The 24,229-nt window shown below is 65.4% G+C and carries 22 protein-coding genes; 12 read left to right on the top strand and 10 right to left on the bottom strand.

Features of this window, described 5'->3' with window-relative positions:
• Positions 1-697 precede the first annotated feature (697 nt).
• From ACYOEI_RS39540 to ACYOEI_RS39515, 6 genes are all read left to right on the top strand, one after another.
• A complete protein-coding gene (locus tag ACYOEI_RS39540) occupies positions 698-1,690 on the top strand; it encodes a GHMP family kinase ATP-binding protein (protein WP_462856087.1) in 993 nt (330 codons plus the stop codon).
• Positions 1,687-3,072 carry an HAD-IIIA family hydrolase gene (locus tag ACYOEI_RS39535; RefSeq protein WP_462856086.1) on the top strand — a complete coding sequence of 462 codons (1,386 nt, stop codon included), beginning with the start codon at positions 1,687-1,689 and terminating at the stop codon, positions 3,070-3,072. Before ACYOEI_RS39540 ends, ACYOEI_RS39535 begins: the two co-directional genes overlap by 4 nt.
• The gene (galE, locus tag ACYOEI_RS39530) at positions 3,069-4,049 is read left to right on the top strand and encodes a UDP-glucose 4-epimerase GalE (protein WP_462856084.1); all 981 of its coding nucleotides are present in this window, start codon (positions 3,069-3,071) and stop codon (positions 4,047-4,049) included. The genes ACYOEI_RS39535 and galE overlap by 4 nt, the downstream gene beginning before the upstream one ends.
• Before the next feature lie 261 nt (positions 4,050-4,310).
• Positions 4,311-4,718: a cytochrome c gene (locus ACYOEI_RS39525; RefSeq protein WP_462856082.1), complete on the top strand. Its 408-nt coding sequence runs from the start codon at positions 4,311-4,313 to the stop codon at positions 4,716-4,718.
• A gap of 284 nt (positions 4,719-5,002) precedes the next feature.
• Positions 5,003-5,536 carry a carboxymuconolactone decarboxylase family protein gene (locus ACYOEI_RS39520; RefSeq protein WP_462856080.1) on the top strand — a complete coding sequence of 178 codons (534 nt, stop codon included), beginning with the start codon at positions 5,003-5,005 and terminating at the stop codon, positions 5,534-5,536.
• A complete protein-coding gene (locus tag ACYOEI_RS39515) occupies positions 5,529-6,365 on the top strand; it encodes a mycofactocin-coupled SDR family oxidoreductase (protein WP_462856078.1) in 837 nt (278 codons plus the stop codon). The genes ACYOEI_RS39520 and ACYOEI_RS39515 overlap by 8 nt, the downstream gene beginning before the upstream one ends.
• A 49-nt stretch (positions 6,366-6,414) precedes the next feature.
• On the opposite strand, the gene ACYOEI_RS39510 is transcribed toward ACYOEI_RS39515, so the two are convergent.
• Positions 6,415-7,371: an aldo/keto reductase gene (locus ACYOEI_RS39510; protein WP_462856077.1), complete on the bottom strand. Its 957-nt coding sequence runs from the start codon at positions 7,369-7,371 to the stop codon at positions 6,415-6,417.
• Positions 7,372-7,593: 222 nt separating this feature from the next.
• On the opposite strand from ACYOEI_RS39510, the gene ACYOEI_RS39505 reads away from it, so the two are divergent.
• Positions 7,594-8,598: a DUF3616 domain-containing protein gene (locus tag ACYOEI_RS39505; protein ID WP_462856076.1), complete on the top strand. Its 1,005-nt coding sequence runs from the start codon at positions 7,594-7,596 to the stop codon at positions 8,596-8,598.
• Between the two features lie 348 nt (positions 8,599-8,946).
• Here ACYOEI_RS39505 and ACYOEI_RS39500 read toward each other — a convergent pair whose 3' ends face one another.
• On the bottom strand, positions 8,947-9,210 hold the full coding sequence (locus ACYOEI_RS39500) for a type II toxin-antitoxin system ParD family antitoxin (protein ID WP_462856074.1): 264 nt from the start codon (positions 9,208-9,210) through the stop codon (positions 8,947-8,949).
• Positions 9,211-9,369: 159 nt separating this feature from the next.
• Between ACYOEI_RS39500 and ACYOEI_RS39495 the strand changes: the two genes are divergently transcribed.
• Entirely contained in the window at positions 9,370-9,624 is a 255-nt protein-coding gene (locus tag ACYOEI_RS39495; protein ID WP_462856072.1) for a type II toxin-antitoxin system Phd/YefM family antitoxin, read from the top strand.
• Between the two features lie 31 nt (positions 9,625-9,655).
• Positions 9,656-10,084: a type II toxin-antitoxin system VapC family toxin gene (locus tag ACYOEI_RS39490; RefSeq protein WP_462856071.1), complete on the top strand. Its 429-nt coding sequence runs from the start codon at positions 9,656-9,658 to the stop codon at positions 10,082-10,084.
• Between the two features lie 27 nt (positions 10,085-10,111).
• On the opposite strand, the gene ACYOEI_RS39485 is transcribed toward ACYOEI_RS39490, so the two are convergent.
• Positions 10,112-11,686: a hypothetical protein gene (locus ACYOEI_RS39485; protein ID WP_462856069.1), complete on the bottom strand. Its 1,575-nt coding sequence runs from the start codon at positions 11,684-11,686 to the stop codon at positions 10,112-10,114.
• Between the two features lie 280 nt (positions 11,687-11,966).
• Entirely contained in the window at positions 11,967-12,788 is an 822-nt protein-coding gene (locus tag ACYOEI_RS39480; protein WP_462856068.1) for a helix-turn-helix transcriptional regulator, read from the bottom strand.
• A gap of 653 nt (positions 12,789-13,441) precedes the next feature.
• Here ACYOEI_RS39480 and ACYOEI_RS39475 point away from each other — a divergent pair.
• Entirely contained in the window at positions 13,442-14,434 is a 993-nt protein-coding gene (locus tag ACYOEI_RS39475) for a YsnF/AvaK domain-containing protein (RefSeq protein ID WP_462856066.1), read from the top strand.
• Positions 14,435-14,839: 405 nt separating this feature from the next.
• Here the strand turns inward: ACYOEI_RS39475 and ACYOEI_RS39470 are convergent, their stop codons facing one another.
• The 3 genes from ACYOEI_RS39470 to ACYOEI_RS39460 form a co-directional block, all read right to left on the bottom strand.
• A complete protein-coding gene (locus ACYOEI_RS39470) occupies positions 14,840-15,064 on the bottom strand; it encodes a hypothetical protein (protein ID WP_462856065.1) in 225 nt (74 codons plus the stop codon).
• Positions 15,065-15,489: 425 nt separating this feature from the next.
• On the bottom strand, positions 15,490-18,888 hold the full coding sequence (locus ACYOEI_RS39465; protein WP_462856064.1) for a M56 family metallopeptidase: 3,399 nt from the start codon (positions 18,886-18,888) through the stop codon (positions 15,490-15,492).
• A complete protein-coding gene (locus tag ACYOEI_RS39460) occupies positions 18,885-19,250 on the bottom strand; it encodes a BlaI/MecI/CopY family transcriptional regulator (RefSeq protein WP_462856109.1) in 366 nt (121 codons plus the stop codon). The genes ACYOEI_RS39465 and ACYOEI_RS39460 overlap by 4 nt, the downstream gene beginning before the upstream one ends.
• Before the next feature lie 355 nt (positions 19,251-19,605).
• Here ACYOEI_RS39460 and ACYOEI_RS39455 point away from each other — a divergent pair, with 355 nt between their 5' ends.
• A complete protein-coding gene (locus ACYOEI_RS39455; protein WP_462856063.1) occupies positions 19,606-20,193 on the top strand; it encodes a hypothetical protein in 588 nt (195 codons plus the stop codon).
• Positions 20,194-20,436: 243 nt separating this feature from the next.
• Positions 20,437-21,123 carry a phospholipase D-like domain-containing protein gene (locus ACYOEI_RS39450; RefSeq protein WP_462856061.1) on the top strand — a complete coding sequence of 229 codons (687 nt, stop codon included), beginning with the start codon at positions 20,437-20,439 and terminating at the stop codon, positions 21,121-21,123.
• A gap of 214 nt (positions 21,124-21,337) precedes the next feature.
• Here the strand turns inward: ACYOEI_RS39450 and ACYOEI_RS39445 are convergent, their stop codons facing one another.
• The 3 genes from ACYOEI_RS39445 to ACYOEI_RS39435 all read right to left on the bottom strand — a co-directional run bounded on the left by ACYOEI_RS39445 (position 21,338) and on the right by ACYOEI_RS39435 (position 23,949).
• Positions 21,338-22,627 (bottom strand): hypothetical protein, encoded by a 1,290-nt coding sequence (locus tag ACYOEI_RS39445; RefSeq protein WP_462856059.1) that lies wholly within the window; start codon positions 22,625-22,627, stop codon positions 21,338-21,340.
• A 427-nt stretch (positions 22,628-23,054) separates the two neighbouring features.
• Entirely contained in the window at positions 23,055-23,516 is a 462-nt protein-coding gene (locus ACYOEI_RS39440; protein ID WP_462856057.1) for a hypothetical protein, read from the bottom strand.
• Positions 23,509-23,949, bottom strand: coding sequence for a hypothetical protein (locus ACYOEI_RS39435; RefSeq protein WP_462856056.1), 441 nt, complete (start codon positions 23,947-23,949; stop codon positions 23,509-23,511). Before ACYOEI_RS39435 ends, ACYOEI_RS39440 begins: the two co-directional genes overlap by 8 nt.
• Between the last annotated feature and the right edge of the window lie 280 nt (positions 23,950-24,229).

Here is a 24,229-nt window from a genome sequence, read left to right as displayed (position 1 = left end):
ACCGAGGTATTGCGGAGGCATCTTGGCCTGATGAGCTGGACAACGTGTCGGGAGATCCCGTTGAGATGGCACGAGGACGCGAGACGCCCCTGAAATCTTCTGGTTGACACCGATGGGGGAGCAAGTTACCTTGGGGCGGAAATAAGCTGGGTGAAGTTTGTCGCGATGATTGCCGAGCTCAACCCTCCTTCTGAGCCCCTTCTTCTTGGATCGTTCACGCGTCGCACACCGGGCCCTCGGTTGAGGCCGAACCCCCTTCGCAAACGCTCCCCAGGTCAGCGATCGACCGATTCGATGAGGTGGCGCAACCGTGACACCCCGAGACGACCTCGCTCCGAGGCCCCCGCAAGCCTCGCGACAGGTCGACGCCCGATGGGCGAGCTCCGAAGGTGGTGTGACTCGAAAACCTGGACCGCCCCTGTGCGTCAGATGCTAGAGAAGCTATGGTCCAAGACAGAGTCGTACGTGGTGGCCCATGGCCTTTCGGGCCCACCCGAGCCACGACTCTTCGGACATGCGATGCGGGAGAACTCCCGGCCCTCCTCGCCTCATGAAACGGCCCTCGGAAGTTCGATAGCCTCGCCTATCGGTTCCACGGCCGACGCGATCATGGGCACTCGCTCTGCGACCTGCTGGCATCGACCGCACTGACGGGATTCAGAACCCCTAAACCTGCAATCCGGTAGAGTCAGGAATTATGATTATCTCCCAGACCCCCTACCGCGTCAGCTTCGCGGGCGGGGGGACCGACCTCCCGGCGTTCTATCGTCGCGAATACGGCGCGGTGCTGAGCACGACGATCGATCAGCACATGTACGTGACGATCCATCGTCGGTTCGAGTCGAACATTCGGCTCAGCTACTCCAAGACCGAGATCGCCCAGAACCTGGACGACATCCAGCACGCCTTGGCCCGCGAGGTGATGAAGCTGGTCGAGATCGACGACCCGATCGAGATCACGACCATCGGCGACGTCCCGGCGGGGACCGGCATGGGCTCGAGCAGCAGCCTGACCCTCGGCCTGCTCAACGCGCTCTACGCCTACCGGGGGCGGGTCGTCGGCCACCAGCGACTCGCCGAGCTGGCCTGCCAGATCGAGATCGAGATCCTCAAGAACCCGATCGGCAAGCAGGACCAGTACGCGGCGGCGTACGGCGGGCTGAACTACATCCGCTTCAACCCCGACGACAGCGTGGACGTCGAGCCCCTGCCGTGCCGGTCCGAGATCTTCGACGAGCTCGAGCGTCGGACCCTGCTGCTGTACACGGGGCAGACGCGCGACGCCAACAAGATCCTCGAGAAGCAGTCGGAGCAGACCGGGGACCGGATGACCGTGCTCACGCAGATGCGTGACCTGGCCGACGCGATGCGTCAGGCCTTGCTGGCCGAGGACCTCGACGAGTTCTCGTCGATGCTCCACACCGGCTGGGAATTGAAGCGGTCGCTCGGCTTCGGCATCAGCTCCCAGCAGGTCGACGAGTGGTACGAGGCGGCCCGTCGGGCCGGTGCCGTCGGCGGCAAGCTCCTGGGGGCGGGCGGCGGCGGCTTCTTGCTCATCATGGCCCCCCCTTGGCGGCATCGAGGGATCCGAGAGGCGCTCGGGCGTCCGCGCGAGCTCCCCTTCAAGATCGCCCGGCACGGGAGCCGGAACATCTTCATCCATAACGAGCCCGAGGTGCATTGGCGATGAGTGCCCACACCACCAAGGCGCTCGTGCTCGCGGGAGGCCTGGGGACCCGGCTCCGGCCGCTCACCGACCAGACCCCCAAATGCCTCGTGCCGATCGCCGACAAGCCGCTGCTCGACTACTGGATCGACCGGCTCGCCGACGCCGGCGTCCGCGAGGTGAGGGTCAACACCCACGCGCTGGCCGATCAGGTGCGCGAGTACATCAAAGAGGTCAACGCCTCCGGACGCGTCCAGCTCGACGAGTCTTATGAGCCGGAGCTCCTCGGGTCGGCCGGGACGGTCGCCGCGAACGCGACGTTCGCCGACGGGGCCGACGCGGTGATCCTCATCTACGCCGACAACTTCAGCAGCGTCGACCTCGAGCGGATGCTCGCCTTCCACCGCTCCCACAATGATCCGTTCACGATGCTCCTGTTCCGCGCCCCGAACCCGAAGGCGTGCGGGATCGCCGAGCTCGACGGCGAAGGACGCGTCGTCTCCTTCGTCGAGAAGCCGAGCGAGCCGAAGGGTGACCTCGCGAACGCAGGGGTCTACATCGTCGACGCCGACGCCTATCGCGAGATCGCCGACTTGAAGGCCTTCGACCTCGGCTTCGAGGTCCTGCCCAAGTTCGTCGGTCGGATGCGGGGTTGGCCGTTCGACGGCTACCACCTCGACATCGGGACCTTCGCCGCCCTCGAGAAGGCTCGCGAGGACGCCCCGGCGGTCCTCGCCACTCTCCGGGGGAACCACAAGGTCGAAGGGCGCCGCCCCGCCGTCTTCCTCGACCGCGACGGGACCATCATCGAACAGGTCCATTACCTGTCCGACCCCGCGCTCGTCCGGGTCCTGCCGGGAGTCGCGGAGTCGCTCCGGAAGATGGCCGACGCGGGGTTCGCCCGCGTCGTCGTCACGAACCAGTCGGCGATCGGACGGGGGCTCCTGACCGAGGAGCGACTACACGAGATCAACGACGAGATGAACCGCCAGCTCGCCGCCGAAGGGGCGGCGGTCGACGCGATCTACTTCTCGCCGCACGCCCCCACGACCAAAGACGACCGTACCGCGGTCGACCACCCGGACCGCAAACCGGGTCCCGGGATGCTGCTCCGCGCCGCCGAAGACCTCGGCCTGGACCTCGGCGCCTCCTGGATGGTCGGCGACATGATCAGCGACGTGCTCACCGGGATCAACGCCCGATGCCGGGGGAGCATCCTCGTCATCACGGGCAAGGGACTGACCGACGCCGAACGGACTCTGGACCTGGATTACGTCGTGGCCGAAAACATGCTCGAGGCCACCGCGCGAATCCTCGGGACCCGACCGGGGCCGGGCCCCAGACCTGGCCCTATTCCCGATCCGGCTCGCGAATCGGCCGAGATCCTTGAGGAGACGAATCGATGAAGATCTTCCTGACCGGCGGGGCCGGCTACATCGGCAGCGCCTGCCTTCGCTGGCTGCTCAAGAACGGCCACGACCCCATCGCTTATGACAACCTCAGCGAGGGGAACCAGGGCGCGGTCCCCGAAGGCCGGCTCGTCGTCGGCGACATCGCCGACAAGGACAAGATGACCGAGGTCATGCGGCAGCATGGCGCCGAGGCCGTCATGCACTTCGCCGCTCTGGCGTCCGTCCCCGACTCCATCGCCGACCCCGAAGGCTACTACCGCGTCAACGTCATCGGGACCAAGAACGTCCTCGACGCCATGCGAGAGGCCGGCGTCCCCCGGATCGTCTTCAGCAGCACCGCGGCGACCTACGGCTTCACCGCCGAGATGCCGCTCCTCGAAGACTCCCCCCAGACACCCGAGACCCCCTACGGCTCCACGAAGCTCGCCGCCGAGTGGCTCATCAAGGAGTACGCCCGGGCCTATAACCTCGGCTACGCCCTCCTGCGCTACTTCAACGCTTCGGGGGCCGATCCCGACGGAGCCTTCGGCGAATCTCGAAAGCACGAAGGCCACCTGATCCCGCTGGCCTTCCAGGTCGCCGTGGGACGTCGCGAGAAGCTCCTGGTCTTCGGCGACGACTGGGATACCCGCGACGGGACCTGCGTGCGCGACTACGTCCATACTGACGACCTCGCCCAGGCCCACCAGCTCGCCGTCGAGAACATCGGGCCCGGCGTCGGCCGATACTACAACCTCGGGTCGGGCACGGGGGTGACCGTCAAGGAGGTCCTCTCCGCCTGCGAGGCCGTCATCGGCCGGCCCATCACCCACGAGCTCGTCGCCAGGCGCCCCGGCGACCCCGGCACCCTGATCGCCACCCCGGCGAAGATCGTCAAGGAGCTCGGCTGGTCGCCCCGCTACCCCGACATCCGCTCCATCGTCGAGACCGCCTGGCGCTGGCACAATAGCCACCCCGCCGGCTACGCCTGACCAGCCTCGCCACAACCCCCGGCGATCGATCGATCGATCGCCGGGTCTCTCCCCTTCCAACCCGAGCCGTCGACGCCCGTATCCGAAAGGTCCGGCGGCCAGGCCACGCCCCCACCGCCATCCCGACAATTCCGATCAAGCCCGCCACGACATGCCCGATTCCTTCTGGCCATGCGCCGACTATAATAGTCGGCCTGCGGCGCGGGGGCGACGGCTCCTCGGCTCGCAGGTGCATCGGAATCATGTGTCGGAGAGACTTGGATGACGAAGAAGATCATGATCTTGGCGGGACCGGTCGTCCTCATCGCGGCGGCCCTGGCCTCAGGTGCCGACGAGAAGACCCCGACGATCAAGGACGCGATGAAGATCAACAAGGGCGGCCCCAAGTCCGCCGCCGGTCAGCTCAAGACCAAGCTGGCCGCCGCGTCCCCGGAGTGGGATTCCATCCAGAAGTCCACCAAGGAGTTCCTGGGCCTCGCCGAGTCGCTCGAGAAGAACGAGCCCCCCAAGGGCGACAACGCGTCCTGGAAGAAGCTCTCCGACCTCTACGTCAAGGACTTCAAGGCCCTCGACGACGCCGCCAAGGACAAGGACAAGGACGCCGCCCAGGCCGCCCAGAAGAAGATCGGCGCCTCGTGCAAGGCCTGCCACCAGGCCCACCGAAGCTGAGCCATCAGCCGAGCCTCCCCTGCCCCGCTCGGCTCTCCCCCGAAGGGGCCCGCCCTTCGGCGTGAGTCCGGCCTTCCGCAACGGTCACCAGGGACGTCGTCATCCGGCTCATCCCTTCATCCCGCCCCCCTCTTCGGAAGCCCGGCTCCTCCGTGCCGCCTCGACAACCCAACCGCCCCGAGGTCCGTCGAAACCCGGCGCGAACCCCGAGGGATCATCCCCGAGTGTCGCCTTCGGACGGCACTCGGGACGACTTCCACCCGCGCAAAAGAGGAGGCCACTCGATGGCCCGAGTCCGACCGATCGAGAAGGACGACGGCCCCGAGGCCGAGGCCCAGGTCGCCGCGCTCGAGGCCGCCTACGGCCGGGCGACCAACATGAAGCGGACCCTGGCCCGCTCCCCCGTCGCCCTCCGCGCCCTGATGACCTGGTACGACCTCCGCGACGAGGTCCGCACGATCCTCGGCGAACGGCCCACGACCCTCTTCGCGCATGCCATCTCGTCGGCGACCGATTGCCTGATCTGCTCCACCTTCTTCCGCAGGATCCTCATCGACGCCGGCGACGACCCCGAGGCCCTCGTCCTCGACGACCGCGAGCAGGTCCTCGTCACGTTCGGCCGGCAGCTCGCCCAGGATCCAAACGACGTCTCCGACGCCTTGTACGGCCAGCTCGCCGCCTTCCTCGAGCCGGAGCATCTGGTGACCCTCGCGGTGTTCGGCGGCCTGATGATCGCCACCAACGTCTTCAACAACGCGCTCCGGGTCGACCTCGACGAGTCCCTCTTCCGCTACCGCAAGGAGCCCGGCAATGCCTGAGGCCGGCATCAAGGAAGGTCAGCGCATTCCCGAGCTCCCCGGCCGGGTCGCCTTCGTCACGGGCGCGGCCCACGGCCAGGGAAGAGCTTCGGCCCTCGCGCTCGCCCGCGAAGGGGCCCACATCGCCGCCCTCGACGTGGCCAGGCCGCTCGCCTATCCCGGCTACGACATGGGCACCTCGGACGACCTCGAGTCACTCGCCGAAGGGTGCCGGGCCTTCGGCGTGACCTGCCTGACGTTCGCCGCCGACGTCCGCGACGACCGCGCCGTCTCCGACGCGGTGGCGATGTCCGTGGAACAACTCGGCGGAATCGACATCCTCTTCAACAACGCGGGCATCTGCGGCTACGGCCTGGCGCACGAGCTGACCGAGGACGCCTGGGATGCCATGATCGACATCAACCTGAAAGGGCCCTGGCTGGTCGCGAGGCGGGTGATCCCGCACATGATCGCCCGAGGGTCGGGGGTGATCCTCAACAACTCGTCGATCGCCGGCTTGCGAGGTATGGGCCGCCTGGGCCACTACGCCGCGTCGAAGTGGGGGCTGACCGGCCTGACCAAGTCCTGGGCGATCGAGCTGGCCCCGCACGGGATCCGCGTGGTTTCGATCCACCCGACCGGCGTCAACACCCCGATGAACGACGGCCTGGCGGCCCTCGAAGGCCTGTCCCCCCGCGAGGTCGCCGAGCGTTCCGCCGGCAACCTCCTCCCCGTCCCCTGGGTCGAGCCCGAGGACGTCGCCAACGCCGTCGTCTTCCTCGCCTCGGACCGCGCCCGGTTCATCACCGGATCCGAGTTCGTGATCGACGCGGGCCTGCTCACGCGTTGAAGCGGCCATTCGACGACCTCCGATCCGGCCGGCGCCTTTGGCGGCATCGTCAGCGTTCGAACGCACTCGCCCGGTTCAGGAGCTCGATGGCCCCGGCGTCGAGCTCGAGCTTCGTGGCCTCGACCAGGTCTTCGAGCTGTTCGAGGCTGGTCGCGCTCGCGATCGGCGCCGTCACGCTCGGACGGGCCGAGAGCCAGGCGATGGCAACCCGGGCCGGGGTCGAGTCGTAGCGGCCGGCGACCTCGTCGAGCGCCCCGAGGATCCGCGCCCCACGGTCGTTCAGGTACATCTTCACACGCTGACCCCGGAGGCTCTTGGACAGGTCCGCCTCCGAACGGTACTTGCCCGTGAGGAACCCGCTGGCCAGGGAGTAATACGGGATCACACCAAGTCCCGCCTCGAGGCAGATCGGCTCGAGCTCGGTCTCGAACAGGGCACGCTCGCAGAGGTTGTAGTGCGGCTGGAGGCACTGGTAGCCGGCGACACCAAGTTTCTTGGCCACCTGGAGCGCCTCGGCCAGCCGCGCCGCGGTGTAGTTCGACGCCCCGACGGCCCTCACCTTCCCTTGCGCGACGAGCTCCGCGAACGCCCCGAGCGTCTCCTCCAGCGGCGTCGAGGCGTCGTCGGTGTGCGCCTGATACAGGTCGATGTAGTCCGTCTGGAGCCGCTCGAGCGACCGCTCCACTTCGCGGACGATGTACGCCCTCGACAACCCCTTATCCTCGGGCCCCATCTCCATCCCGACCTTCGTGGCGAGGACGACCCGGTCTCGATTCCCCCGCGCTTTCAACCACTTGCCGAGGATCGTCTCCGACTCCCCGCCGTGGTTCCCCGGGACCCACCTCGAATACACGTCGGCCGTGTCGATGAAGTTGAACCCAGCCCCGACGAACGCGTCCAGGAGCCGGAATGACGTCGCCTCGTCGACCGTCCACCCGAAGACGTTGCCCCCGAACATGAGCGGCGCCACATCCAGGCCGGTGTTCCCCAATTTGCGCATCTTCATGGCGGTTCTCCCCAAACATCGGCGACCAATCCCGAGCGGCCCCCTTTGAGGGATACCACGAGGCCCGGACGCGAGGCAAGGCAACGAGGGCCGGCCCGCGAACGGAGATTCAGACTATTGACTTCGACATTTTTTCTATTAATTTACAACATAGTCTCCAACACTTTCTCACGCCACCGGGGTTCCGGACCGGCGCACCGGCCTGGCCACCATGGACACAACATGAAAAGACAACTTTTGCGCACCGCCATCCTCCTCGCCCTGCTGCCCGCCTCGGCCACGTTCGGGGCATCCCCTCCGGCCGTCGTCGAATATCCGGGGATCTGCAACGCCTCCGCCGCCGTCTCGCTCGGCGATGGCCGGTTCGTCGTCGCCGACGACGAGGACAACCCGACGACCTTCCTCCGGGTCTATCGCAACGGCCATCCCGACGAGCCGCTCGCCGCGAAGCTGTCGACCGAACGCCTGCAGCTCGACACCAGCGAGAGCCTCGAGGTCGACATCGAAGGTGCGGCCCGGATCGACGACCGCATCTACTGGATCGGTTCCCACAGCACCAACAAGGACGGCAAGGAGCGGAAGAACCGTCGTCGCCTGTTCGCAACGACGGTGACCGCGACCGCGTCTACCGCCACGGCCCAGGTGGTCGCGGTCCCCTACCGCCACCTCATCCGGGATCTGGCCGACCACCCCGACTACGCCCGGTTTCAACTCAAGGACGCCGCGAAAATCGCTCCCAAGCTCCCCGGCGGCTTGAGCATCGAAGGGCTGGCTGCGACCCCCGAGGGGGACCTCCTGATCGGCTTCCGCAACCCGATCCCCGACGGCAAAGCCCTGATCGCCCGGCTCAAGAACCCGAAAGGGGTGACCGAGGACAAGGACGCGAAGTTCGGCCCGCCGATGCAACTCGACCTGGGCGGCCTCGGCATCCGGAGCCTCGAATGGGCCCCTGCCCTCGACCATTACGTCATCGTCGGCGGCCACTTCGGCGGAGAATCAGGATCCCGACTCTACCTCTGGTCGGGCACCGACAACGGGGAACCAAAACCCGTGCCCGGCGTCGACCTGACCTCACTGAACCCCGAAGCCATCTTCCTCGACGGCCGCGTCGCGACCATCTTGAGCGACGACGGCCGCCGCGAGATCGCGGGGGAGACTCGAGATTGCGCCGCCCCCGGCGCCAAGAAGACCTTCCGAGGGCTCCGCGTCACGCTCGAACGACCGTGACGTCGGGGACCGGGGACGGCGGGTCAAGTCTCGTCGTCTTCCAAGGCACCATCGATATCGCGTGCCCAATGATAGGATACGAACGACCTCGATGCCCTCTTCAATCGGTCGGTAGAAGATGAGGTGGTTCTCAAAGCCTTTCACTCGAAGGACCCTGAGCACAGCCAGCCGGGGTCTTCGGGACTTGTGGCGCTCTCCGAATACCGGGCAATCACACCAACGTCTCGAATGTCACCGCAACCGCGCAATAAAGCCGTAGCGCAGTCTCCAGCCCCGGGCCTGTTTACAAGTACTCGACGTGAGCCTCCAAATCACGCTCGGCCGAAGCCAGGATCTGAGCTCGGGGCGTCATTGATTCGGCCGGATCTTCCCAAGCCGTTCGTTCGGCTTACGCTTTTTCTCATCCCAATACTCTTTGGTAATCGTGATCGACCCGCCAGGGTCCAGCCCCTCAAGCAAGAGGGCATCGATCCTTTCCTCGGCCTTCCGCTTCCGATCGGCGCGGATCAACTCACGCACATATTCACTAGCAATACTATAGCCACCCTCGGAGACTCGTTCCTGGACGAACTGCTTCATTGATTCGGGAAGGGCGATATTCATGGTTTCCATGAGTTCCTCCTTAGCCTCTCACGCTTTCCTCGTTGGCAACAATTGGCTATGGACGGCCAAACCAGGCGAAAAGCGACATCGTGCCGAGAGAAGGGGAATTGGCATTCTGAGTCGCTGGCTATAGACTAGTCGAAGACCAGTCGAAGTGTGGAGGGACTCATGGAATCAGCAGTCGGGAGCTATGAAGCGAAGACACATCTCCCCCAGCTCCTCGAACGAGTCGCCAAGGGGGAACGGATCACCATCACGAAGCACGGCGTGCCGGTGGCGATGCTCGTCCCCGCTCCTGCGGCCGAGAAGCCCGACGTGCATGCGGCGGTCGAGGCGATGAAGCGGTTTCGCGATGAACGAGGGCCTAGGCTTGGGGAAGGCCTCACGATTCGCGAGATGATCGAGGAAGGACGACGCTTCTAGCCACGGCCAGGGGCACTCAAGGAGGAACTCTATGAGCGACATTCAGGAGTTCGTCCTGGACGGCTCGGTCACCATGAGCTGGTACTTCCAGGACGAGGCGAACGAATATGCCGATGCGGTCCGAGACAGTCTCCTCGGGCCCTGGCGAGCCGTGGTCCCAGCCCTCTGGTCACTGGAGGTAGCCAACACACTCCTGGTCGGCGAGCGTCGTAAACGCTCGACGCCGGCACAGGCCGCAACCTGGCTCAGCCTGCTGAAGGCGTTCCCCATCGTCGTCGACGGCGAGACGGCCGCTCACGCCTTGATTGAAACGCTCGCGTCCGCGAGGGCCCGGAACCTGTCGGCCTCCGATGCGGCTTACCTGGAGCTCGCCATGCGACAAGGCCTGCCGCTGGCGACCCTCGACGACAGGCTCAAGGCCGAGGCCACTGCGGTAGGCGTCGCGTTGTACACACCATGATGGTGCTGCAGATCGGCTAAGGTTTGCTCAGTCGCGACCGTCGAAGCTCCGGCCGGTGAGGGAGAACACGGGGGAGCGGAAGTTGTAGAGGTAGGCGTAATAGCCCTTGGCGGTCACGGACTCGAGCTGCTTGCCCCACTGGTCGAGGGTGACGCGGAGGAGTTGGGCTTCTCGGCCGTTGCGGTCGGGGAGATGGGCCGAGACGAGGATCCAGACGCGCGAGCGGCCCTTGAGGGAGGGGAGGTCTTCGACGAGCTTCGCCGGGTCGGCGACGCCCGACTTGCACGGGGTCGCGACGACGCGGTCGAGGCCCGGGATGTGGCCGTAGGTCTTGTACCAGCGGAAGGACGGCTCAGATCCGCCGTCGACGAGGAGGAGGTCGCCGGGATGCCACTCCTGGGCCACACGCTCCAGTACGGAGCGGGCGCCGTAGGGCTTCGAGCGTTCGAGGAGGAACTGGGCGGCCTGCATCGTCGGCAGCAGGAGCAGGCAGACGAGCAAAATCCGGCCCATCATCCGGGCCGTGCCGTCCATCGAGCGGAGCAGGATGACCACGCCCGTCACGCTCATCAACAGGGTCGGGCCGGCGGTGAAGAGGGCGAGGCGATAGCGCACCGGGTACTTGTGGAGCATCGCCGCGAGGATGGCGAAGGCGAGCGGCGAGATCAGGAGCATGAGCATCCCCCGCTCCCGGCGACGCGCCAGCGCGACGACCCCGACGCTCCAGGCCGCCGCCGCGATCAGCGACATCCGCTCGGAGAGGCTCTCCTCGAGCTGCGTGTTCTGGAACGGGGCCTCGAAGATCCCGAGCGCGACCACGACGTACTGGCGGATCGCGTTCATCGACGTCGGCGGGAACGTCAGGAAGCCCGACTCCCAGAACGCGTTGAGGAAGGAGTTCGACTGCAAATCCTTGAGGGCAATCGCGTAGTGGGCCCCGAAGCTGACGAGCCAGCATGCGGCCACTCCGATCGCCAGGAGCGCCGAGGAGACCCGGCGGTTGGCGACTTCCTTCACGATGATCGTGGTCCCCGCCCCGGCGAGGACGAAGACGACCGGGTGGGAGAGCCAGACCGCAGCGACGCCCGCGACCGCGAAGAGGGCCGCCCGTCGGGGCGACAGTCCCTGGCGGAGGATGTCGGCCGCCAAGGTCAGCACCAGCACTCCGGCGGCGACGTCGAAGGCGTATTGCTTGGCCTCGCCCGAGTACGAGATGAGCCCCGGGATCACGGCCAACACCGAGAGCCCGATGGCGGCCCCCCAGCCCCCGAGGTTCGCCCGGCAGAAGCGGTAGGCAAGCGCCAGGGTCGCCAGCGACGCCAGGAACGGCAGCAGGCGCAAGGCCAGCTCGTTCGTGCCGAAGGTGAGCAGCGAGAGCCGCTCGAGGTACAGGAACCCGATTGGCGCACCCTGGTCGTACTCGAGCGGGCGGCTGAGGGCGGCGAAGTCTCGTCCTCGGATGTTCAAGGCGAGCATGGCCTCGTCCATCCAGAGCGAGCGATTCGCGAGGTAGGCCCGAGCCCGAAGCGCCACGCCCAGGGTTGCGGCAAGGCCGGCGACCACCATCCATGCCCGCGATGAGGCTTGAGCTTCGTCCTTCATCGAGGTGTCTCCTCCCTGATGCCGATGCGCGTCTCAGGTTCCGTCCGGTCGGCCGCGAGGACTTCCACCGTACACTCGCGCGTCTCCGTCGCGAGGTCCGGGACCCTTGGGGCCGGTCGCAAGACCACAAAATACCGGCCGCCGACCGTTCTTTCAACCCGCGGCCGAGTCGCAGGCCGCCCGGCGACTCCCACGAGGCCCCCAACTCGCATCAAAGATCATAGCTACAATGACACGACCCCATCAGAATCCAAGAATTCGGGAACCCGCCTTCGAGCCGTCAACCCTTGCGATGTTGGCGGCGGAATTCGCCGGGGGTCATGCGCATGGCATTTCGGAAAGTCTTCGAGAAATGGCTCTGGTCCGAGAATCCGGCCGACAGGGCGATCTCGACGAGCGAAAGCGGAGAGTCCGCGAGCTTCCTACAGGCCTCTTCGATCCTCAGCCGGCGGACGTAGTCGCCGAGGGTGCAGCCGTGGTGGGCGCGGAAGGACCGGGCGAGATGGACGCGGTGGACCCCGGCCTCGTCGGCGATCTCGTCGAGCGACAGGTGCTCGGAGAACCGGTCGTGGAGCATCTCGACGACCCGGACGAGCCACCTCGGGGGCGTGCGATCCGGGACGGGCGCGGAGTGCCTCGAGCATTCGCCCAACAGTTCGAGGGCCAGCCCTTCGAGGGCGAGCGACGAGGCGCCGTCGGGGCGTCGATACTCGCGGTAGAGGCGTTCGGCGAGCCAGGTCGCGGCCCCTCCGCGGAAGTCGGCCGGGTTGTCGAGGACCGTGGTGTATTCGCGGAGCGCGTCGGCACGGGCCGACGCGATCTCGACGTGGAATGCGCGGCCGCCCGCCTCGTACCAGCGGTTGGCATGAAGCTCGCCGGCAGGGTGGAACACCAATGTCGACGTGCCACAGAACCGTCGAGCACGCCGGCAGACCTCGTCGCAGGCGCCGTCGACCACGAGATAGAAGAACGCGTGGGTATGCCCGTGCTCCGGGATGTCGAGCCCGGCTTGGTACGCCGACTCGGCGAACGTCAGGCCACCGACTTCGAAACCTCGCCCCCTCTCCCCGAAATACATCCCCGGCGCAAGCTTCGTGGTCATCGTCGGCCCTCGAATCCGTGGATCCCACGCGGTCGGCATCGCCGCCTAGGCGTCAGTCGGCGAGGTCACCCCCGAACATCGACGACCGGACGTCCTGTCATCGATGATATCGCCTGCCACTCGCACCCAGCAGTCTAAATTCACGCCGAAAGACCGAACCTTACAGGGTCGCGAAAAAACGACCTGACATCGGGCGAAAATCTGCCATGGAATGGAAGACGGGGAATATTTAGCCCCGGATGGAACACGGACAACAAACAAATAAAACTCAAAATCATTTCCATGATTAATAAAATTCTTTAATCAAGAACATTTAATCGCATTTCCAATCTGCGTTCATCCGCGTCATCTGTTGATCAATTCTCTGATTTTTCGATTTATCCGTGTTTCATCCGTGGCTAAAAACCCCTTGCTTCTTTGATGTGGCAAATCATTCGTTGGCGGCGCGATTCCCCGTGGCAGACGGGCGACCCTGGGCAATTTGCACCGTGGGGGAGGTTCTCGGGAGTGCTTCGAATCCGTCAAATCAGGGGATACAGACGGCACGAGCTTTGCAAACGTCAATTCTCTCATACGATCCGACGGAGCGAGGACCTTTCGAGGGGCCGCAACGCCTCCGAAGGGGCTCACTCTCCAAACCGAAGGAGACGATCATGAAGGCCATCAAGCGTAGTACCGTCGTCGGCGTCTTCGAAGACCAGGCTCAAGCCGACCAGGCCGTGAACGATTTGCGCATGGCCGGGTTCCGCGACGACCAGATCGGCGTGGCCATGCGTCATGGGATGGTGGACGACTCGACGACCGTCGCCGACGATGACTCGCAGGCAGAAACGGGGGCCCTGGCCGGCGCCCTGACGGGCCTGGGGTTGGGGGCCCTGGCGGGGCTCGGGGTCCTCTCCGGGATCATCCCGGTCGTGGGGCCTGCCCTCGCCGCGGGGACCCTGGGCGTGATCCTCTCGAACGCGGCGGCCGGGGCGAGCATCGCCGGCCTCGTGGGCGCGCTCGTCGGCTCCGGCATCCCCGAGCACGAAGCGAAATACTACCAGGGCGAGTTCGAAGCCGGCCGCACGATCGTGACCGTCAGCGCCGAGGGACGCACGGACGAGGCGGAGGCGATCCTCCGCCGCCACCGGGCCTACGACATGAATACGCACGGCAACGTCGCCACCGCCATGGAGACGACCACGCCCGTGACCAAGTCCGCCTCGACTCGCACGAAGGCCAAAGCGGCCAAGGTGAGCGAGGGCGACACCATCCAGGTCAAGGAGGAACGCCTCCACGCCGACAAGCGACCGGTGGAAGCCGGCGAGGTCCGCGTCCGTAAGGAGGTCCACACCGAGACCAAAACGCTCGAGATCCCCGTCGAGCGCGAAGAGGTGATCATCGAGCGGACCCCCGTCCACGGCCGCACGTCGGTGGAATCGATCCGGGAAGGCGAGGAGATCCGCATCCCCGTCCGCGAAGAGCAGGTTACCGTGAGCAAGGACGCCGTCGTGATCGAAGAGGTCAAGGTCGGCAAGCGGGTCGTCAAGGATACCAAGCGGGTGTCCGGCCAGGTCCGCAAGGAAGAGGTCAAAGTCGAGCAGCAGGGCAACGTCGAGGTCCACTCGCGAGGCTCCCGCAGCAAGAACGGCCTTCCCTCCTGACCTCGCACGCAATCCTGACGACAGACCGACCCGCAGCGGAGAAACACGGATAGTCCAGGGGATCGGAGGATTCATCCACGGATGGCGCCGATGAACGCAGATCAGAAGACTATCACCAAATTCGATATTTCCAATATTTTATCTGCGGCAATCTGCGTCATCTGTTGATCGTTCTCCTCCTCTCCCATCCGTGATTTTCAGGTCCTCGCCCGAGGTTCGGCCCTTGATCAAAACGGGACGGGGGATGCATCGGCATCCCCCGTCCCGTTGGCGTTGGTCGGGTCGGCCTCGAGAAGGCCGAAGCGCCCGTTGCGCGGTCCGTCGTCAACCTCGGCCGTCGCCTCGACCACTCGGAGTTCAAGGGGGTTGAAATCAATCCGCCCCAGGTCTATCCATCTTCGCGCCTTACTCTTGGCCGGCGATGTACTGACCGACGACATCCAGCAGACGGCCGGCTTCTTCGGTACCAAGATTCTGGTTCAAGCGGACGCGGAAGACTCGCTGTCCGCTCCAATCTGGCGATCTTGCCTCTTCCTTCGAGTGGATGATGACTCCCTGAAACGTCGCCCGGCCAAGCAACTCGTCGATGAGATCTTCACTGCTGAACAATTCGAGGTCGCGTGACTCCATGAGTCCTCCATGCTTGCCTTCGCGAGGGGACGTTGGGCATCCCCGAACGCTTCGGCATACAGTCGCCCCGGGAACTGGGGCTGTTGGTGGGGGGACTCATGGTAACACGCGTGGGCCCCGGGCGAAAGTCGTCCTTTCACAGCGGTGCATGCAAAACTGTGCAATCCCCGACATTTCGCCGAGGGGACGTGCCCGGCCGCCGAGAAACGCCCCGGGACCGCTGGCGGAGACCAATCCACAGACCCGAGCGAATCGTCCATGGCCGTGTCAAAAACAGACGCTCGACCAAAATCGGCCCAGATAACGCCTCTCACCATTCCATCCAAGACTCCCCAAATCCTCAAGTCATCACGCCCCTGTGCGTGATCTCGCGCGTCTTGAGGAATTCGGGGCGCCTGTCTGGCCGAGCCGGCGAAGGCCACGCGCTATCGCCTCTCTTGTTTCCAATCCCAGAGGCGGATCTTCCCCTCACTGCCGATGGTGGCCAAGGTCGCGCCATCGGGAGAAAAGCCGACGCAGTTGACCCCGATGTCGTGGATGCCGAACGTTCGGACAGGCCGTCCGGTCGCGACATCCCAGACACGGGCCGAGTAGTCGTAGACGCAGCCGCTCGCGACGAACTTGCCATCGGGAGAGAATGCGACCGAGACGACCCCGTTGTCGTGGCCGACGAGCCTGTGCTTCAGGTTCCCCGACCGGACGTCCCAGAGGGTCACCTCGCCGGCGACGGTCTTGTTGAAGAGGTGGATCCCTTTCTGGACGCGGTCGCCCATGACAAGGTCCCCACCCGCCAAGGTTGCACCGTCGGGAGAGAATGCGACCGAGACGACCCCGCCGCGAGCGCCGGAGAGGGTGCGGACGAGGTTCCCGGTCTCGACATCCCAGAGCCGGGCTTCCGGACCCGAGCCGCTGCCGGCGAGGGTCGTGCCATCGGGCGAGAAGGCCAGGGCGTTGGCCCAACGGTCGGGCAAAGTCCACTTCACCATCCCGCTGCGAAGGTCCCAAAGCTTCAGTTCCCGCGAAGAACCGGCGGTCACAAGCCAACGACCGTCGTGCGAGAAGGCAACACGCAGGTCCGCGTTTCCATAGCCCGGAAAAGACTGAATCGTTTTTCCGTAGGATGTGTCCCAGACAAGCAATTGTCCCTGATTATCGAGGCTGACCGCCCTCGATGCGTCGTGGGAGAGCGCGAACGAGTTCGTCGCCTCGGAAGGCCCGACCTGCTTGTGGACGAGGGTGCCCGACCGGAGGTCCCAGGACCGGGCCCCCTGCCCTCCGCCGGGACCCGGCAGCGTCCCGAGGCCGACCAGTGCCGTGCCGGACGTCGCGAACGCCATGGCGTCCGTGCCCGTCAGGCCGTCGCCAATCGTCAGCGAAGGACGCGAGACGATCGACCCGACGACGGGTCGCGGGTGGGCCGTGCCGGGGTCGACCACGTCCAGGACCTCCGCCGTGAGGGTCTTGGCCCCGGCCACCTCCATCCGGCCGGAGAGATAATCGACGAGGCCCGGCTCGGGCTCGAGGATTGAGGCCGAGACGACCCGGCCGTTGAGCACCAGGGCCAGGCGACGTCGGGCGTAAGTGTGGAGGATCGCATCGAAGGCCTTCGCCCCCTCGGGCGTGAAGTTGACCGCGAACGACCAGCCGTCGCTCCCCCACCCGAGCGCCTCGGCGCCGTTGACGTGGGACTCGTCGAGCAAGACCTCGGGTCGCAGGGAACCCGGGGCAGGCAGGGAGAGTCGCATCAACTCGTCGGAGATCGGCCCCTTGGCAACCGTCGGTCCATCAACGAGCCGAAATGCGATCGCATGCCGATTTTTCGTCTCATGGGCCTGGGGCACCTCGGGGGCCACGGGCTCGAGGCCGGGGAGGGCCTTGAGGGGGACGTCCTTGAACTCCGTCCAGGCGATCGGCCGGCTCTCGACCCGGAACGAGGCGATCTCGGACAGGGGCCGCATGAACTCGACGTCGAACTGCTTGAGGACGTCGCCGGAGCCCGTCGCGGACCGGCTCGGCCCGAGGACCTTGCCCGAGAGGTCGACGGCGACCACCCGGGTGACATGGCCCTCGCGGGCCCGGGTCGTGACCACCCGTGACGTCACCCCGTTGGACTCCCTCGGCTTCGCGAAGATGAGCGGCAGGCGTTCCGTGGAGCCCCCTGACGACTCATTCCCCCCGTGCGACTCCCCCTCCGTCTTCCAGGGGCCTCCCGCGACCCCGACGCGGATCGAGCACGTCGCCTGGCCCTCCGGGAAGATCGTCGAGACCTCGAGCCACTGCACCATCCTCGCCCCTTCCCGAGCGCCCGGCGTCACACCGTAGCCGGAGCCCCCCGAGTTCGGGCGAAAGTCGACGTTCACGTCGGCGTCCCCGGCCGTGGTCAGGACCCGAAGCATAAACACTCTTCGCTTCGCGTCGTCCGGGCTCGCCGCCTCGATCCCGATCGGCTCCTTGCGCGGGGGCTCCGTAAGGGCCCTGCCATCGGGGCGCCACCACGTCTTCGCCCCGGGGGGCTTGGTCGAGACCGCGACGAGCTCGACCGTCGCCACTCCCCCGACCCACTTGCGCCAGGGGGCCTCCGGGGTCGGCGGAGTCGGCGGAGTCGGCGGCCCCGGAAGCCCGTCCGCGTCGTCCTTGAGTGGACTCGGCGTCACGACCTTCGGCGGTGCGAGGGCCTCCTCCCACGTCGAGAGCCGGGCGGTGCCAAGCGTCGCGAGGACGCCGAGCGTCGCCAGGCCCAGCGCGATGGCGAGTCGCCGGGAGAGGCCTCGGCGGTCGCGCCCCGCGTCGAGGATCGCCCGCAGCCTCCCTTCCAGGACGCCGCGACGGGCCATCGCCAGCGCGACGGTCGCGGGGGCCGCGCCCGGCCGAAGCTCATCCACCAGTCGCAGGAGGTCCGAAGCGTAGTCCGAAGCCCGCAGCCCCGCCCCGAGCGCGAGGTCGTCGCTGGCCCGCTCCGCCTCGACGCGGAGCCTCCCCGCGGCGATCCAGACGAGCGGATTGAACCAGTAGACCGCACACGACAGCCTCGCGAGATGCTGCGCCAGGATGTCGAGGCGCACGACATGGGCGAGCTCGTGCAGGAGCACCGCGCGGAGCCGCTCCGCCGGCCAACCTTCGGCGTCCTCAGGCAGCAGGACGACCGGCCGCCAGAGCCCCCAGGTCACGGGCATCATCCCCGCCTCGCCCCGACGCAGCTCCACCCGCCGCCCGAGGCCATATCCTCGAGCGATCTCCCCGGCCAGCTCCACCCACGGCCCCTCCTCCACCGAGGCCGACCGGCGTGCCAGCGCTCGGGTCGTCGCCAAACCCAGCACGAACGGGGCGATCGCGACCAGGGCCCCGGCAATCCAGGCCCCGAAGATCACGACCGGCCAACTCTCCACCAGTCCGGCCGGGATCCAGGCCCTCGATCGCGACGGTAACCCCTCGAAGGCCACCGGCAGGGGCACCGACGACCGAGCCTCGGCGAAGCCCTCCCGGGTGGGGAGCATGGGCGGAGGCGAAGTCGGCTCGAGTCTCGCCTCCGCCCTCGGCGGCAGGACGGCCGGCAGGAGATCGGCCCCGGCTAACGAAGCCGGCTCTGTCGACCAGGCCCTCCAGCCCCAGCTCGCGGGAATCATTTCGAGGGCAGGCAGGATCAGCAGCCCCGCGAGCACCAGGGACCAGGCCCGATGCCGGGCGGAAGACCCGCGCAGTACGAGCATCGACAGCCGGCCGGCCGTAAGGAGAGCCATCCCCTTGAGCGTGGCGGCCCCCAGAATCGTCAACCAGGACGAGGTGACGGCCGATAGTACGATAGGAACTGAGATCGCCGTGGTCATCGCCCCTCCTTCCGGGCCTGCTCGATGAGCCGGACGAGCCGTTCGCGCTCGTCCTGGGGGAGCTTCGTCTCGGAGACGTCGAGGAGCGCCATGACGGCCTTCTCCGTCGAGTTGTCGAAGAAGGTCCGCAGGACCCTCCGCAGCGCCGTCTTCGCGGCGCTCTGGCGCGACCGGGCGGGCCGGTAGACGTACCGCCCCCCCTCACGCTCTCGGCGGAGCTGTCCCTTGTCCTCGAGGATCTTCAGGAACGTCCGGACGGCCGAGTCGCTCGACGGCTCCTCGAGGTCCTCGCGGACCTCCGCCGCCGTCGCGTGCCCGCGCCGATACAAGATGTCCATCACCTGCCGCTCCCGGCGGCTCAACCCTTCGCCCAACGGCCCCTCCCGGCCGAACCCGGCCCGATCGCGCCCCTCGGCCCCGACGACTCGCCGGGCCGACGCTAATTTTTTAGCGTCTACAGCCTTCCTCAAGCAAGACCCTTTCCGCGAAATTTTTAGCGTGGCCACATCCGATGATTGGCCGAGCGAACCCGGATTCCGCCAGAGCGGTTCCCAAATGTCTCGCGCAAAAATGCGGGGCAAGAGTGGGGAGAGAACGGAGCGTCCCCACTCCGCTATGGCTATGCACGGGTCGACCGCAAAGCGTCCCAAGCAATACAGCCAACCAAATTTACACGTAACAATTTATTCAAACTTTTCTCGACGTGGAGTCCGTCCCGTGCCTGCTCGCCCTTTCCGGACACTTCCTGAGCACTCTGCCCGACGCCGAACGGCCGCCCCGGGCGTCGAGGCCCTGGAGGGGCGTCGGCTGCTCTCGACCCTCCCAGCCGACGCGAGCGCGGGGATCCGCCAGCTCGAGGCCATCCGGGTCTCCACCTTGCAAGCGTTGGGTGACGCCTCGCGACAGATCGACTCGGCCGCGTCCCAGTTCGCCGGCCGGGCCGCCACCGCCGTCAGCGGCCTGACCCAGTCGCTCGCCGACGCCCGGCAGCAGGCCCAAGCGCCAGGGCGGATCCGCGCCCTTTCCAAAGGCCTCGCGCGTGACCGCCAGCTCGCCGCCCTCGGCGCCTCGGCCGCGACCCGCGTCTCCAACGCCATCACCGTGTCCCGTGGCGTCAAGGACGTCGACATCGACAACGGCATCACCAACATCGAGAACGACGTCGGCGACGGCGTAACGGCGATCGTCGCCGACGCGACGAAGACCAGCAATCTCTACGTCCGCAACGCCCGCAACCAGGCCGCCGCGGTCGTCCGCAAGCTCGAAAACTACGGTCGACAGCTCGTCGTCAACGTCCCCGGTTGACTCGGAACCGGTAGTGAGTGACGCAAGTCATCGGGGCTCTCCCCTGTGACCCTCGAGCGGGCTTTTCAATCAATCAAAACACCATATTTAGATTGCCAATAGCTTTAATTCCCCTTGACAAGAATGGGAGTAACCTCCAAAACAAAGCCCGCCAAGGGCGGCCGGAAAGGCCTCGGCGATATCGCCGGTGATGTCGATCGGCGCGATGCGTCCGCATCGTATTTTCCACAGGATCCGTTCCCCATGACACCCCTCGAAATCGACGAATGGCTCACGCATACGCTCGAGGACCGTCGTCTCTCGAGGAATGAGCGGCAGGCCCTGGCCGAGTTGGTCGCCAAGCTAGGCCCGCAGATGAAGCGCGAGGCCATCCGCGACCGGGCCTTCGACATCGCTCGCGACGCCATGAAGGAAGAAGACGACCAGCACGTCCTCGACTGGCTGGAAGACGTCCTCGCGGCGCTCCGGGTCGGGCAGCGAGGCGAGGCGCACTCCCCGCTCGCCGACGTCTACTTCAGCCCCGGCGACGAGTGCCCCCACGCGATCCAGCGGCTCCTGAAGTCGGCACGCCGGTCGGTCGACGTCTGCGTCTTCACGATCACCGACGACCGCCTCTCCGACGCCCTGATCGAGGTCCACCGTCGCGGCGTCGCCGTGCGGGTCGTCACCGACAACGCCAAGGCCGAGGACCTCGGCTCCGACATCGGCCGCTTCGAGGAAGCCGGGATGGCCGTCCGCGTGGACCACAGCCCGTTCCACATGCACCACAAATTCGCGCTCGTCGACTTCGAAATCCTCTTAACGGGCAGCTACAACTGGACCCGAGGCGCCGCCCGCGACAACGCCGAGAACCTGATCGTCACGACCGAAGCCCGCCTCGTCTCGTCGTTCATGGCCCACTTCGACCGGATCTGGAAATCCCTCGCCTGACCCGGCCGGCGGCCCTCGCGCTTCCCCCCGACGAGGCCGTCTTGATCCAACAGTGGAGAACCGACGAGGTCGGCGGACTCGAGTTGTCATGCCGCCGCGTGGCAAACACGGAGCGATCCGTCTTGCCAAGTAGAGATCGGGCGGGTTCAGACCGCGTTTTGGAGCATGCGGACTTCACGTATGCAACCACCATGACCACCGTCGTCCAACTCATTCACGATGAGTGCGGTCCACTCGAACGCTCTGGTTGTTTCACCTTGGGGACCGGGATACGAGCCGACGACGTGGCACCCATAATTCGCTGAAACGCTCGCAACTGTGTCCGAGTAAGTGCTTCCATGATGATTAGATCGCCCATTTCTTTTTCTTTCACATGAAACGCGGCCTCGTTTTGATGAACTTGCTTCTGGAACTCGGGATTGGAATCAGAAAGGATCCTGAAGTATTTTGTCTGCCCCATAATCTCTCGCAAAACGGCCTCTCTTTCATCGAGCAGATGAAGAGCATACTCTTGCTGCGACTTCGTAATTCGCAACCGCGAGACCAACGAGGGGTCGAAGAGAGCACGAGGGCCTAGCCCCTCCCAAATGACCGACAGGCCGCGGTCCGCTTGTGACTGGGTCAGGATGCCCAGGAGCGTAATCGCTTCGGCGTGGGTGAATAGGCTATCTCTGAACCTCTCCGTCCATGCCAACCGCTCAGCCAAGATAGCTCGTGGTGGTAGGGGAGTTTGATCCAGGTCACGAGTCGCCCAAGCTCGGAGCACGCTCAGCGTCAGGGTATCGATCCGCTCGGCAAGCACTCTCTGAGCCTCGAGGAGTTCCACCTTCGGCATATACTTCCGCGCCAGGATCCGGCGGATGGGATCAAGGTGCTCGATTCCGCCCGGAAAGGCTTCTCGGAAATCCGCCCGGCCAAGAACGACCTCAATGAACTGACCGGCACGGCCCCACTCGGTACCCATAACACGAAGTTCGTCCACCAGTTCGGTAAGAGTCCTCTCCGAAAGATCGACCGGCATCGGTTGCAAGCCATAGTGTCCGAAGAGCAACGGCTCAGCCTTCCGACTGGTCGCCCTCCGCGAGCGTTCCGCCTGCCTCGGGGTCAGGATGCCTTCGAGCACGATGGCCTCGGCATGGGCCGCGAGTCGGGCCCGAAGCCGGACCCCTCGCTCCGAGAGACGCTCTTCGAGAATCGACGCGGCAGGGGCCGTTTTTGCGTCCAGGTCTCGAAGCAACCAGGCCCGAATGATGTCACGTGTCAGCGTCTTGAATTGCCGGATAAGCTCGACCTGACTTTTCGACAATCCTATGTGTTCTTGGTTTTTTACGTCTTCAAGCCACGTAAAGAGCTTCGAGAGTTCGGCCTCGGTCGTCTTCTTCGCCTCGGCCCTGAGCTTCGATGTCACGCTGGATAATGATCGAGACGCCGAAACATCCTGGGCAAGAGTACTCGAGCCGAATACAATCCATGCAATTGCCCCTGACACGGGTAAACCACGCATGATCGTCTCCTTCCATGAAGGCACTATCGAATCGGAACGTCCTAGTGAAGTAAAAGGTCGCCTTATTCAAGTTGTATCGCGGCATGTCTGTCAAGTCGCTCACTCCTGGGCTCCCAATGCAACGATGCTTCTGCTGAAATTGGACGAAGACGACTTTCATAGGAGTTACGCAGTTGGGATTCTGGGCAATTTGCTGGCAGGGGAAATCCGTCGAGAAATAACGACTTGCGTCGAGTCTAAACCACCCAGAATACCAACTGCGTAACTCCTATTTCAGTCGCAGTGGATCTTGTCGCGCAGGAGGCTTGAGGTTTCAAAAGAGACGACCGATGGCATTCCCCAAACGCGGCTCGCGTTTCATTGTCGTCGGTGGATCGACCGAGGCGTCGGCTGCCCCAAAACCCGACGAGACCGACGGCGGGCGTGGTCACCACTGGTCGGGGAGCTTCGAGAGATAGGTACTGAGGCGACGGCGGGCCTCTTCGATGTCGATGGCCAGCACCATATCATCTCGTTCGTGGACCAGCGAATTGCGATACTCGCGAACCTCGTGGACCAGTTCGCGCGTCCGGGCATCGACCTTACGCCCCTCTTGGATTCCTTGCGCCCAGTCGATGAGGTCGGACGCCCTCAGATTCTCGTTGGGGTTGCCAATCACATGCCTACGATAGGAGCGAAGTGCCGTCTCGAACTCGGCCCATAGCCGGACGAGATAGGTGGGCTCGAGTTGGCGGGCCGCAGCATTGTAGTCGCGGAGGGATGAGTCCTGCGGGGCGGGGACCTGGTGAGCTCGGACAGCGTCTCGGAGTCGCTGGACGGCGTCGGCCACGACAGTATACTCACGACGGGTCGCCTTCAGCCGGTCGAACACCTCATAGAGGTTAGGCATGGGTCGCGACCGCGTCGAGGATCCGATTCATGGCATTTCTGTCGAGAGGATGCCGCTGGAGCCCGCTCGCGGGACGTGAGCTCGTTGAGTTGAGAGGGGAGGCGAGCCGGATGGACCATGAATCGCCATCGTATTCGAGGCTTGCGATATCGTCGTAGGTCGGCATCAGGTTGAGGTCAACCACTCCCACGGCCCCGGGCTCAGTCCGAGCCAACGGGCTCAAGACCACTTCCACACCACCCCGCTCCATGAGCATGAGTGGGACTTCGTACCGGCCCAAATCCGGATCCGTCACCAGCTTGGTCGTCAACCTCGTCTGCCATCCCACCGCTTCGACCCAGTGCTTGACGAGCGAGACCAAGGCGTCCAGGGACTTCAACCATTCGGCCTTCACGGCCTCCGGGTCCGCGATTCGCGTTTCCATCAACGACATCGGTCCCCCTCCTCGGTGATCGGCCCGAGCATGTCCTAGGTGATCCGTTCCTTTCGGATCGATCCAAGGCAACCATCACAGTGTACCAAAAATCAGTTCCAGGTCGATATCCAGCAATCGTGAAGGCGGCTCACGGTCGACTTGCACACAAGACCTGTCACTGGCTGATCTCGCGGGGCAGCAGTGCCCCGCCTGATATGGTTGGACCCGTCAACCCCGGTTTGCGGTTTTTCCGCCTTCCCGTCTCGGGGGGGGGGGGGGGGCGCCCCCCCCCCCCCCC

This window comes from Singulisphaera rosea (assembly GCF_054877945.1).
Note: the sequence above shows the minus strand (reverse complement) of the source record. Positions and strands in the feature narration are given on the sequence as shown.